The sequence below is a fragment of the Polaromonas sp. P1_A2 genome (assembly GCF_056406895.1).
This window is the reverse complement of the sequence record NZ_JBFTZI010000002.1, coordinates 825,794-837,501: the sequence shown is the minus strand read 5'-3', so window position 1 is coordinate 837,501 and position 11,708 is coordinate 825,794. Positions and strand designations below refer to the sequence as shown.

Here is an 11,708-nt window from a genome sequence, read left to right as displayed (position 1 = left end):
GCGCAAAAAAATGGCCTTGCAATGCAAGGCCATTTTTCCTGGTGAGGCGTGTGGCTAGATGCGTCCCATCAGCAGCAGGATCACGAGGATCAGCACCACGAGGCCGATACCGCCGCTGGGCCCATAGCCCCAGCTGCGGCTGTGGCCCCAGGTGGGCAGGGCGCCGACCAGGATCAGGATCAAGACAATCAGCAGGATGAGCGAGAGGGACATGAAAGCACTCCTTGTTTTATGTGCCTTGATTCTTGCCCGGGCCCAGGCACGATCAAGCAGGAGGGGGGCCTGTCCAGCCGTCGGTCAATGCTGACAGCCTTGGCCTACAGCCTGGCCAGGCGCTGCAGGGCGGTGTTCAGAGTTTCGTCTTTTTTGGCAAAACAAAAGCGCACCACGCGCTGGTCGAAGCCGTTGCCGTAAAAAGCCGACAGCGGAATGGCCGCGACGCCGATCTCGGTGGTCAGCCATTTGCAGAATTCGGCTTCATCGAGATCGCTGACCTCGGAGATGTCCACGCACTGGAAGTAGCTGCCTTCGCTGGGCAGCAGCTTGAAGCGGGTTTTGGCCAGGCCGTCCCGGAACAGGTCGCGCTTGCGCTGGTAGAAGGCCGGCAGGCCCAGGTAGGGCTGCTCGTCGGCCATGTAGGCGGCCAGGCCGTGCTGCACCGGCGTGTTGACCGTGAAGACGTTGAACTGGTGCACCTTGCGGAATTCTGCGGTGAGGGCCGCGGGCGCGGCCACATAGCCGACCTTCCAGCCGGTGACGTGGTAAGTCTTGCCGAAGCTGCTCACGATAAAGGCGCGCGCGGCCAGGCCCGGAAAGCGCGCCGCGCTCTGGTGGAGGCGGCCCTGGGCCGCGTCGAAGACCATGTGCTCGTAGACCTCGTCGCTGATCAGGAGAACGTCGGTGGGCGCCAGCAGCTCCTGCAACGCCAGCATGTCGGCCTCACTCCAGACCGTGGCGCTGGGGTTGTGCGGCGAGTTGACGATGATGGCGCGCGTGCGCGGCGTGATGGCCGCGGCGATCTTGCCGAAGTCGGGGCGGAAGGTGCCCGGCGTCAACGGCACGCGAACCACCTTGCCGCCGGCCAGCTCGATATTGGGCACATAGCTGTCGTAGCAAGGCTCCAGCACAATGACTTCATCGCCGGGATGGACCACGGCCAGGATGATGGTGATGATGGCCTGCGTTGCGCCCGCCGTGATGGTGATCTCGCTGTTGGCGTCGTAGTGGTGGCCGTAGAGCCTGGCCACCTTGGCTGAGATGGCCTCGCGCAGCACCGGCACGCCCGTCATGGGCGGGTACTGGTTCAGGCCCCGGGTCATGGCGTCGGTGACGGCATTGACCAACTGCGGGTCGCATTCAAAATCAGGAAAACCCTGGCCCAGGTTGACCGCGCCTTTTTCGGCGGCCAAGGTGGACATGACCGTGAAGATGGTGGTGCCGACGGCGGGCAGCTTGGTGGTCAGCGTGGGGGTGCGTTCTTGAGTGGTGGTCATGATTGCAAAGTGATGGTTTTTTCAAGTGGCCGCCGCGGAACCGGCTTTGCCGGGCCGCCAGCGGCGCCCCCTTGAGGGGGAGGCGGCCGCAGGCCGCTTCGGGGGAGGGTCAAATCTCGTAATCGTTGACGCGGCCGGCCATGGCTTTTGTGATGAGCGCACGGTCCAGCTTGTCGCTGAGCAGTTCGGCGAACTTGTAGACAAAGTTGCGCAGGTAGGCGCTGCGCTTGAAGGCCACGCGGGCCACGTTGATGCCGAACAGCGGCCCCGCCGGGATGGCGATCAGGTCGCTGTTGGTGCCGTCTTCCTTGATGGCCATCTCGGCCACGATGCCCACACCCAGGCCCAGGCGCACATAGGTCTTGATGACGTCGGAGTCGATGGCCTCCAGCGCGATGCGCGGCTGCAGGCGCTTGGCGGCGAAGGCCAGGTCGATCTTGGTACGGCCGGTGAAGGATGGGTGGTAGGTGATCAGCGGCTCCTCGGCGAGGTCTTCCAGCGTGATGTTTTCCTTTTTCGCCAGCGGGTGGTCCACCGGGATCACCAGCATGTGCTGCCATTCGTAGCAGGGCAGGGTGACGAGGTCGTCGTACTGCGTCAGCGACTCGGTGGCGATGCCGATTTCGGCGACTTCGTCGAGCACCATGCGCGCCACCTGGTCGGGCGAGCCCTGGTGCAGGCTGACGTTGACCTTGGGAAAGGCCTCGCGCAGCTTGGCCACCGGCTGCGGCAGCACATAACGGGCCTGGGTGTGCGTGGTGGCGATGGACAGCGTGCCGCTGTCCTGGGCCGAGAACTGCTCGCCGATGCGGCGCAGGTTGCCGACCTCGCGCATGATGAGTTCGATGCTTTTGAGCACATGCTCGCCGGGCTCGGTGACGCGCTTGAGGCGCTTGCCGTGCCGCGCGAAGATTTCCACGCCCAGTTCTTCCTCAAGTTCGATGATGGCCTTGGAAACGCCGGGCTGCGAGGTGTGCAGGGCCTTGGCGGTTTCGGTGAGGTTCAGGTTGCGCCGTATGGCCTCCTGGACAAAGCGGAATTGGTGAAGGTTCATATCGAATTCAGGCTAATTATTCACTTTATTATGCCTGTATTGCGCTAAAGGGGCGGCCCGCAGCTTGCCGGCCGCCGTGCCGGCCCGGCCTCAGCCCAGCGCAATGCCGGCCATCAAGGCCGTGAGTTCGGGGTACTCGCCGGCGGTGGGCAGCAGCTCCACGGCGATGCCGGGATGGCTGGCCTGGATCTGCCCGACCAGCCGCGGCAAGTCCTCGCGGGCATGTTTGCCCACGCCGAAGAACAGCGGAAACACCCGGATGGCTCGCGCGCCGCCGCCGGCGAGTTCGGCCGCGGCTTCAGGCAGGGTGGGCGGGCAAAGCTCCAGGTAGGCGCAGCGCACCGGGGTGCCGGGCGCGCGGGCGCGCACCTGCGCGGCCACGGCTTCTATGGGCGCGCGCCACAGCGGGTCGCGCGAGCCGTGGGCCAGCAGGATGATGCCGCGGGGCTGTGCTGTGGTCGCCATGGCCATTCGTGTACCTGCCTAGCGCCTCAGCACCAGCCAGCCGAAAGCGCCCAGCGAGACGGCCATGTAAAGCATGCCGGGCGTGGCGGCCGCCAGCCAGGGCATCCAGTTGCGCAGGTTGCCGATGTAGCCAAAGACGTTGTTGAGCAGGAAGAAGCTGATGCCTATCATGACCCCGGCAAACACATAACCCGCGATGCCGCCGGAGCGAAAGTGCAGGTAGGCGAAAGGCAGGGCCAGGATCACCATCACCAGGCAGCTGAGCGGGTAGAACACCTTTTTCCAGAACTCGATTTCATAGCGCTGGGCCGTCTGGCCGTTGGCGTCCAGGTGGCGCACGTAGTTAAAGAGGTCTATGGTGCCCATGCGCTCGGGCTTGAGCAGCGCCACCGAGACCATTTCGGCGCTGATTTCGGTGGGCCAGCGAAAGGTTTCCAGCACCGCCCGGCTGACCTTGGCGCTTTCCTGGGGCCTGGCGGCGCTGGGCGCGCCGCTGACCTCGAACTCCGCGCGGGTGGCCTGCTGCAGCTGCCAGGCATCGCCGGCGGCAAAAGTCGCCAGCGGCGCCTGGGTGGTGGAGACGATCAGGCCCTTGTTGTTGAACTCGAACACCTGCACGCCCTGCATCTCGTTGTCGGGGGTGAGGGCCCTCACATTGACCACATAGGTGTTGTAGGCCTGTTTTTCCTTGAGCCAGGCGCCGGTCTGGCCTATGGTGATCTTGCTCTGGTAGCGCGCCTTGAGCAGTTGCGCGGCGCGATCGCTGGCCGGCGCCACGTAGTCGCCCACCACGAAGCTGAACACCACAAACAGCGCGCCCAGCACCAGCAGCAGCTTGAGCGCGCGCCAGGGGCCCAGGCCGCTGGTTCGCAAAATGGTGTATTCCGAACTCTGGGCCAGCCGCGCCATGACAAAAATCGTGCCTATCAGCACCGAGATGGGCAGCAGCTCGTAAAGGTGGTTGGGCACCAGCAGGCCCACATACAGCAACGCATGGCGGATCTGGTAAATCTCGCCGGGGTTGATGCCGTTGCTCTTGCCGAGGTACTGCAGTTCGTCGACCAGGTCGAAAAAGAAGAACAGGGCCAGAAAGCCCAGGGCCACCAGGGCGATGGCGGCCAGCACTTCCCCGTAAATCAGGCGGCGTATGGTTTTCATGCTTGCTGGCTTTCGGTGTTGCGCACGGCCATGGGCTGGCGCTTGATGCGCCGGGCGGGCCTGAGCACCCAGTTGAACTGCCGCTTGGACAGCCAGACCAGGCCCAGCAACAGCACGCCGCCGTGCAGGGCCAGCAGGAAGTTGCTGAAGCTGATGAGGCCCACAAAAATCCAGCTCTGCCCGAGGTTGACGAGGTTGTTATAGACCACGAAGGTCAGCAGCACAAAAATCATGTTGCCGCTGCGCCCGCCGCGCGGGTTCACGCTGGCCAGGGCCACGGCCAGCACGACGAAGTTGATGGCTGCCAGCGCCAGTCCGATGCGCCAGGCCAGTTCGCTGAGGTTGCCGCGCGTGGGCGCCTTGATCAGCGAGCGGGTGGACAGCAGCTTGGCTTCGGGCGTGTTTTCAGCGAGTGGATTGGAGTCGCCGGTCTTGGTGCCGTACTCCTCGAAGTCGCTGATCTTGAGCGCCGGCTGGCCGATCACGTTTTCCAGGCGCTGGCCGTTTTCGAGCATCAGGAACTGGGCGTCGTTCAGCACCTCGATGCGGCCGGAACGCGCGGTGGTGATGGAGCTTTTGCCTTTTTCGGTGGCGGCGATGAACACATTGTTGCTGGCCCGCGCGCCCGCCAGCTCGCGGTCTATGAAGAACACCCGGTTACCGCTGGAGGACTCCTGGAACTGCCCGGGGGCGATGCGGTCTATGTCGCCGCGCTGCTCGTAGCGGCTTTGCATGTCCTTGGTCTGCTGGTTGGTCCAGGGCCAGACAAACAGCGCCATCAGCGTGATCACCAGCAGCACCGGCCAGGAAAAACGGAAAAGCGGCCGCAGAAAGCCGGCCAGACCCTGGCCGCTGGTGAACCAGACCACCATCTCGCTGTCGCGGTACATGCGCGAGAGGGTGCTGACCATGGCGATGAAGAGCGACAGCGTGAGGATGGTCGGCAGGCGGCCCAGCGCGGAGTAGGCCATGAAGAGCATGACGTCCTGCGGATTGATGAAACCGCGCGAGGCCTGGCCCAGCGTGCGGATCAGCACAATGGTCATCACGATGGTGACCAGCACCACCAGCGTGGCCCCGAAACTGCGCGCCAGCTCTTTGCGAATCGAAGATTGGAATAACATTGACTGAAATATCTGCGTTTGTTTTATTTTTGTTTTACTTTGGTTTACCCACCAGACCCTGAATTATGGACTTTGAACTCAAAACACTGACCCGCGCCCGCATTTGCAGTGAAAAAACCGACGCACTGCTGGTGCTGGTCCCCCAGGGCCGGGACGCCGGCAGCGATCCGCTTTCGGCGCTCACGGCGCTGGCCATCAAGTCCGGGGACTTCGAGGCCAAGCCGGGCAAGCTGCTGGCAGCCTACCGGGCGCCCGGCATCGCCGCCACGCGCCTGGTGCTGGCGGGGGTGGGCGATGCCAGTCCCAAAAACATCCGCACGGCCGTGACTGCGGCCCTGGGCGCCGTCAAGAACGGCAACACGCAGCGCCTTGTGCTGTGCCTGGACCTGCTGGACGGGTTGCAGGCCGAGGCCGTGCGCGCCGCCGTGACGGCCTGCAGCGAAGCGGCTTACGTCTACACCACCACCAAGTCCAAGGCCAGCCCTTCGAAGCTGCAGCGTGTGCTGCTGGCTGTGGGCGACGCCGCGAACGCCAAGGCGGCCAAGGCCGGCCTGGACAAAGGCGTGGCGCTGGTCAAGGGCCTGGAATTTGCCAAGGAATGGGCCAACCGGCCGTCCAACCATGCCACGCCGACCCTGCTGGCCGGCGCCGCCAAGGAATTGGGCAAGCTGCGCAATATCAAGGTCGAGGTGCTGGGCCCCAAAGAGGTCGCCAAACTGGGCATGGGCTCCTTCATGGCCGTGGCCCAGGGCTCGGCCGAACCGCTGCGCTTCATCGTGCTGCGCTACGACGGCGCGGCCAAATCCGCGGCGCCCGTGGTGCTGGTTGGCAAAGGCATCACTTTTGACACCGGCGGCATCTCCATCAAGCCCGCCGCCGAGATGGACGAAATGAAATTCGACATGTGCGGCGCCGCGAGCGTGCTGGGCACCTTCCGGGCGCTGGCCGAACTGCAGCCCGCGCTCAATGTGGTGGGCCTGATCCCGGCCTGCGAAAACATGCCGGGCGGCCGCGCCATCAAGCCGGGCGACGTGGTCACCAGCATGAGCGGCCAGACCATTGAGATCCTGAACACCGACGCCGAGGGCCGCCTGGTGCTTTGCGATGCCCTGACCTACGCCGAGCGCTTCAAGCCCAGGGCCGTGGTCGACATCGCCACGCTGACCGGCGCCTGCGTGATCGCGCTGGGCGGCGTGCGCAGCGGGATGTTTTCCACCGACGATGCCCTGGCCGAGGCGCTGGCGCAGGCCGGCGAGTCGTCCATGGACCTGTGCTGGCGGATGCCGCTGGACGAGGACTACGCCGAAGGCCTGAAGACCAATTTTGCCGACGTCGCCAACGTGGCCGGCAGGGCCGGCGGCGCGATCACCGCCGCCAAGTTCCTCCAGCGCTTTGCGGCCAGCTTCCCCTGGGCTCACCTGGACATCGCCGGCACCGCCTGGAAAGGCGGCGCCGCCAAGGGGGCCACCGGCCGGCCCGTGCCGCTGCTGCTGGACTACCTGCTCGGCCAGGCGCCTGCGGCCAAATCCAAGGCGCCCGCCAAACCCAAGGCCGCCGCCAGAACACGGGCATGACCGAAATCGCTTTTCACTTCAACGTGCCGGACAAGCTGGCCTACAGCTGCCGCTTGCTACGAAAGGCTTACCTCAGCGGTGCCAGCGTGGTGGTGACGGGTGAGCCCGCGATGCTGGCGGAGCTGGACCAGCTGATGTGGAGTTTTTCGCCGGCCGAGTTTGTGCCGCATTGCCGGGCCGGCTCGGCGCAAAGCACCCTGGCGGCCTCGCCCGTGGTGCTGGCCGAGTCGCTGCAGGACTGCCCGCATTACGGCGTGCTGGTCAACCTGGGGCAGGGCATCCCGCCCGAGTTCGAGCGCTTTGAACGGTTTATCGAAGTGGTGGCGCGGGAGGATGACGATCGCCTCGCCGCGCGCAGCCGCTGGAAACATTACACCGACAGGGGCTATGCGATGAAACGGCATGACCTGGCCACGGCCGGGGAGGGCGCATGAACCGTCCGCCGCCCGCGCCGCCGCGTTTTGTCCCGACCTTGACGGAAGTCGTGCGGCCCGTCGCCGCGCCCATGCCGGCTTCTGGACCTGCCGCCGCGGCACCGGCCTCGCCCGCGCAGCCGGCAGCCCTTGCGGCTTCGCCGGACCTGCAGGAACAGATGGTGCAGCGCGTGCTGCAGCGTGTGGACCTGATGCTGGACCGGCGTCTGCGCGAGGTGGTAGGCCAGCTCATTCTTGAGCACACGCAAAGCCTGGCGCCGCGCCTTCGCGAGGAAATCGAGGAAGTCGTTCGCCAGTCCGTGAGCCAGGCTTTTGCGAATGAAACCAAGCCGCCGCCGGCCGGCGGATAGGTCACCCAGGTGACTGTTTGGGGCCGCGTGTTTTGCACGCGCGGCGCCGTCGCGCGCGCTGTTGAAACACACCCTCACATAAGCCGGCCTGCTCCCCGGGTAAACCCCCTTATCAGAAATTAACCTAGGGACGTTGCTATGGTGCGGGCCCGGAAATTGCGTTATGTTCGGCCCCGTTGAGTAAAAAAATTCGTTCTCAACCTTTAACGGTAATTTCCTAATCGGAGTGTTTTTTATGCAAATGAAATTAAAACTGACAGTAGTGGCTGCCCTCGCTGCGGTGGCGGGTTTTGCTTCTGCCCAAGACGCAGTCGTCAAAATCGGTCACGTCGCGCCGCTGTCCGGCTCGCAGGCCCATTACGGCAAAGACAATGAGAACGGCGTGCGCATGGCCATCGAAGACCTGAACGCGCAAAACGTGGTCATCGGCGGCAAAAAGGTCAAGTTTGAAATTGTTGCTGAAGATGATGCTGCTGATCCAAAACAGGGCACGGCAGCCGCACAAAAACTGTGCGACTCCAAAGTCGCTGGCGTGGTCGGCCACCTGAATTCCGGCACGACGATTCCCGCTTCCAAGGTCTACAACGACTGCGGCATTCCCCACGTCACGGGCGCTGCAACCAACCCCAACCTGACCAAGCCAGGCTACAAAACCACCTACCGCATCATCGCCAACGACAACGCCCTGGGCGCTGGCCTGGCTTTCTATGCCGCCGACGCACTGAAGCTGAAGAAAGTCGCGATCATCGACGACCGTACCGCTTACGGCCAAGGCGTTGCTGAAGTGTTCAAGAAGACGGCCCTGGCAAAAGGCATGACCGTCGTTGACGAACAGTTCACGACCGACAAGGCCACCGACTTCATGGCCATCCTGACCGCGGTCAAGGCCAAGGCTCCTGACGCCATCTTCTTCGGCGGCATGGACCCACAAGGCGGCCCTATGCTGCGCCAGATGGAACAGCTCGGCATGAGCAACGTCAAGTACTTCGGCGGTGACGGCATCTGCACGGCCGAACTGGCCAAGCTGGCAGCCGGCGCCAAGACCATCGGCAACGTGGTCTGCGCTGAAGGCGGCGCTTCCCTGGCGAAAATGCCTGGCGGCGAAGCCTGGAAAAAGCGTTACGACGCCAAGTACCCCAACCAGTTCCAGGTTTACAGCCCGTACACCTATGACGCGACTTTTGTCCTGGTTGACGCCATGAAGCGCGCCGGTTCCTGGGATCCAAAGGTTTACACCCCTGAGCTGATCAAGACCAACTTCAAGGGCGTGACCACCACGATCTCCTTCGAACCCAATGGCGAACTGAAGAACCCCGCCATCACCCTGTACGTCTACAAGGACGGCAAGAAGTCCGCTCTGAACTGATCGTTCACCGCGAACCAAAAAAGCCACCGCAAGGTGGCTTTTTTTTGCCCTTTTTCCGTGCGACTGGCCGCTGCGGGCAGGGCAGGAAATCGTCGAAACATTGTTCGCCAAAAGACAATGTCCCCAAGTTCCATGCACCTGCCTGCCCAGAATGTCCCCAGGCAGGTTGTTGAACGTCCGGCAGGAAGGCGCCGGCGACGACCCGCCTGAAAAGCACTCATTGGGTCAACCTTCTTCCTGGAGACATAAAAAATGGCTAAACCGCAAGCACACCTGGAAAACCAGGCCGCACCCGGCGTCATGGGTGCCGCGGCCGACGAGGTCGTGGTACTCACCGACATCCTGGGGCGTAAACTGAAAATCAAGCCCCTCGACATCCTCTACGAAAGCCAGCTCACCCGGATGTTCGGCACCGAGGCGGCCAATTTGCCTTACATGATGGGTTTTGTATACCCCGCCGCTTCGGTGTGCGAAATCGATGGGGTGGCCTATCCGCGTCCCACCAGCCAGCAGGAAGTCGACGAGGCCATCCAGCGCCTTGGCCGTGAGGGTTTTGCCGCATTCCTGCAGCACATGCAATCGGAAATGGAAAAGCTCAAGCAGCTGGCCGAAACCGGCGCGGAGGCAAAACCGGAATAGGTCCCGGGCCTCGCAGGCGAGCTGGTGTTGGGGGATGCCAAATGAAAAACGGGGCGCAAGGCCCCGTTTTTACTGACTCACTGGCGGAAGAGGCGGGATTCGAACCCGCGGTAGGTTTAACCCTACGCACGCTTTCCAGGCGTGTGACTTAAACCACTCATCCACCCTTCCGCGAAGCCTTTGATTATAGCAGTGCCTCGGCCTGGCGAGCTGAAAAACACGCCACAAATGCACGCACTAATGGACCGCGCCCTGGAAACGGTGCTTTTCCAGCTGGGCCATGGTGACGAATTCCAGTGCCTTGCTGTGGGTGGATTCCAGCACCACGGGCGGTGCCTGGCCGGCCTCGAGCGCTTCCCGCCAGCGGTTGGCGCACAGGCACCAGCGGTCGCCCGGCTTGAGCCCGGCAAAACGGTGGGCGGGCCGAGGTGTGCTCAGGTCATTGCCGCGCAAGGCGGAAAACGCCAGGAATTCGGCGGTCACCCGCACGCAGACCAGGTGGGAGCCGAGGTCCGAGGCGTCCGTGTTGCAGCAGCCGTCCCGGAAATAGCCGGTGAGCGGGTCGTAGGAGCAGGGCACCAGGTCCGTGCCCAGGACGTTTTTTTCGGTCATGGCGTGTGTTCCCGGCAGGCCTGTTTCAGGCCTTGTTGGCCTGCACCATTTTCATGGCCGAGCCGATCAGGGCGCCGACCTCGGTCATGTTGCTGGGCACGATCAGCGTGGTGGTGGCGTCCTTGGCCACCTTGGAATAGGCGTCTACCGCCTGCTGGGCGACCTTGAGCTGCACGGCCTGCTCGCCACCGGGCTGGCGGATGGCGGCAGCCACCATCTCGATGGCCTTGGCATTGGCGTCGGCCACGGCCATGATGGCCGCCGCTTCGCCCTGGGCGTTGTTGATGGCGGCCAGTTTTTCGCCTTCGGAGCGGGCGATGAATGCCTCGCGCTCGCCGGTGGCGATGTTGATCTGTTCCTGGCGGCGGCCTTCCGATGCCGCGATCAGCGCGCGTTTTTCCCGCTCGGCGGTGATCTGCGACTGCATGGCGTGCAGGATTTCCTTGGGCGGCGTTAGGTCCTTGATTTCATAGCGCAGCACCTTCACGCCCCAGTTCAGCGCCGCTTCGTCGATGGCGGCAACGACCTGTGCGTTGATGATGTCGCGCTCCTCAAAGGTCTTGTCGAGCTCCAGCTTGCCGATGACGGAGCGCAGCGAGGTCTGGGCCAGCTGCGTGACGGCCACGATGTAGTTGGACGAGCCGTAGCTGGCGCGCATCGGGTCGGTCACCTGGAAGTACAGGATGCCGTCGACCTGCAGCTGGGTGTTGTCGCGCGTGATGCAGACCTGGCTGGGCACGTCCAGCGGGATTTCCTTGAGGCTGTGCTTGTAGGCGACGCGGTCCACAAAGGGAATCAGCCAGTTCAGGCCGGGAGTCAGGGTGCCCGCATATTTCCCCAGGCGCTCCTTGACCCAGGCATTCTGCTGGGGCACGACCTTGATGGCGCGGATGACAAAGATCATCGCGACGATAAAAACGATAAGTGCTACATAAGACGACATGGTGATTCCCTCAGATTTTTTCTACGACCAGTTTGCTGCCAATGACTTCCCGGATACGGTGCAGGCCCGCGGAGGGCACCGCGCCGGCCGCCTGCACGACCGCCCATTGCGCGCCGCGGTAGCGCACCAGCGCCGTGCCGTCGGCTTGCCAGTCGTCGACCTGCACGGTTTCGCCGATATCCATGTTGACGTCCGGATTGGTCCCGGGCGGCAGGGCCTCGGGGCCCCGGCTGCGGACAAGATGGGCAATGCCGACGGTGGCCGAGCCCACCACGGCCGCGGTAATGAGCTGCACGGACGTTGAGGCGCCCAGGTGGGCGGCAAGGGCCGCGGCCGCCAGCCCTAGGGCCACCATCAGCAGGTAAAACGTCCCCGTCGCCAGTTCCACCGCGACCGCCACGCCGGCCAGCAGCCACCAGATCGTCGATTCACTCATGCTTCCTCCTTTTGTCGGTCATCCGCTACATTTTGGGGCAATTAGACCCCAAGACAAGCG

14 protein-coding genes and 1 tRNA gene are annotated in these 11,708 nt (G+C 63.7%); 5 read left to right on the top strand and 10 right to left on the bottom strand.

From position 1 onward, the window contains the following. Positions 1-54: 54 nt before the first annotated feature. The 6 genes from AC1D09_RS10930 to lptF all read right to left on the bottom strand — a co-directional run bounded on the left by AC1D09_RS10930 (position 55) and on the right by lptF (position 5,294). Positions 55-213 carry a DUF3309 family protein gene (locus AC1D09_RS10930; RefSeq protein ID WP_007856361.1) on the bottom strand — a complete coding sequence of 53 codons (159 nt, stop codon included), beginning with the start codon at positions 211-213 and terminating at the stop codon, positions 55-57. A gap of 104 nt (positions 214-317) precedes the next feature. After that, positions 318-1,493, bottom strand: a complete 1,176-nt coding sequence (locus AC1D09_RS10925; RefSeq protein ID WP_477663039.1) for a pyridoxal phosphate-dependent aminotransferase — start codon at positions 1,491-1,493, stop codon at positions 318-320. A 109-nt stretch (positions 1,494-1,602) separates the two neighbouring features. Further along, the gene (locus AC1D09_RS10920) at positions 1,603-2,547 is read right to left on the bottom strand and encodes a CysB family HTH-type transcriptional regulator (RefSeq protein ID WP_477663040.1); all 945 of its coding nucleotides are present in this window, start codon (positions 2,545-2,547) and stop codon (positions 1,603-1,605) included. A gap of 90 nt (positions 2,548-2,637) precedes the next feature. Continuing rightward, positions 2,638-3,018, bottom strand: coding sequence for a sirohydrochlorin chelatase (locus AC1D09_RS10915; RefSeq protein ID WP_477663041.1), 381 nt, complete (start codon positions 3,016-3,018; stop codon positions 2,638-2,640). A gap of 12 nt (positions 3,019-3,030) precedes the next feature. Next, positions 3,031-4,170: an LPS export ABC transporter permease LptG gene (gene lptG, locus AC1D09_RS10910; protein ID WP_477701046.1), complete on the bottom strand. Its 1,140-nt coding sequence runs from the start codon at positions 4,168-4,170 to the stop codon at positions 3,031-3,033. Next, the gene (lptF, locus tag AC1D09_RS10905; RefSeq protein WP_477663043.1) at positions 4,167-5,294 is read right to left on the bottom strand and encodes an LPS export ABC transporter permease LptF; all 1,128 of its coding nucleotides are present in this window, start codon (positions 5,292-5,294) and stop codon (positions 4,167-4,169) included. Before lptF ends, lptG begins: the two co-directional genes overlap by 4 nt. Positions 5,295-5,359: 65 nt before the next feature. Here lptF and AC1D09_RS10900 point away from each other — a divergent pair, with 65 nt between their 5' ends. From AC1D09_RS10900 to AC1D09_RS10880, 5 genes are all read left to right on the top strand, one after another. Continuing rightward, positions 5,360-6,868 (top strand): leucyl aminopeptidase, encoded by a 1,509-nt coding sequence (locus AC1D09_RS10900; RefSeq protein WP_477663044.1) that lies wholly within the window; start codon positions 5,360-5,362, stop codon positions 6,866-6,868. Next, the gene (locus tag AC1D09_RS10895; protein ID WP_477663045.1) at positions 6,865-7,302 is read left to right on the top strand and encodes a DNA polymerase III subunit chi; all 438 of its coding nucleotides are present in this window, start codon (positions 6,865-6,867) and stop codon (positions 7,300-7,302) included. Before AC1D09_RS10900 ends, AC1D09_RS10895 begins: the two co-directional genes overlap by 4 nt. Further along, positions 7,299-7,652 (top strand): hypothetical protein, encoded by a 354-nt coding sequence (locus tag AC1D09_RS10890; RefSeq protein WP_477663046.1) that lies wholly within the window; start codon positions 7,299-7,301, stop codon positions 7,650-7,652. The genes AC1D09_RS10895 and AC1D09_RS10890 overlap by 4 nt, the downstream gene beginning before the upstream one ends. A gap of 235 nt (positions 7,653-7,887) precedes the next feature. Next, positions 7,888-9,018 (top strand): branched-chain amino acid ABC transporter substrate-binding protein, encoded by a 1,131-nt coding sequence (locus AC1D09_RS10885; protein ID WP_074575116.1) that lies wholly within the window; start codon positions 7,888-7,890, stop codon positions 9,016-9,018. A gap of 252 nt (positions 9,019-9,270) precedes the next feature. Next, on the top strand, positions 9,271-9,657 hold the full coding sequence (locus AC1D09_RS10880; RefSeq protein WP_477663048.1) for a hypothetical protein: 387 nt from the start codon (positions 9,271-9,273) through the stop codon (positions 9,655-9,657). Positions 9,658-9,738: 81 nt separating this feature from the next. Here the strand turns inward: AC1D09_RS10880 and AC1D09_RS10875 are convergent. From AC1D09_RS10875 to AC1D09_RS10860, 4 genes are all read right to left on the bottom strand, one after another. Next, a tRNA-Ser gene (locus AC1D09_RS10875) sits at positions 9,739-9,828 on the bottom strand. 66 nt (positions 9,829-9,894) lie between these two features. Then, positions 9,895-10,269 (bottom strand): DUF2237 family protein, encoded by a 375-nt coding sequence (locus tag AC1D09_RS10870; protein ID WP_413330540.1) that lies wholly within the window; start codon positions 10,267-10,269, stop codon positions 9,895-9,897. 25 nt (positions 10,270-10,294) lie between these two features. Next, on the bottom strand, positions 10,295-11,212 hold the full coding sequence (locus AC1D09_RS10865) for an SPFH domain-containing protein (RefSeq protein ID WP_007865341.1): 918 nt from the start codon (positions 11,210-11,212) through the stop codon (positions 10,295-10,297). Between the two features lie 10 nt (positions 11,213-11,222). After that, entirely contained in the window at positions 11,223-11,648 is a 426-nt protein-coding gene (locus AC1D09_RS10860; RefSeq protein WP_477663049.1) for an NfeD family protein, read from the bottom strand. Between the last annotated feature and the right edge of the window lie 60 nt (positions 11,649-11,708).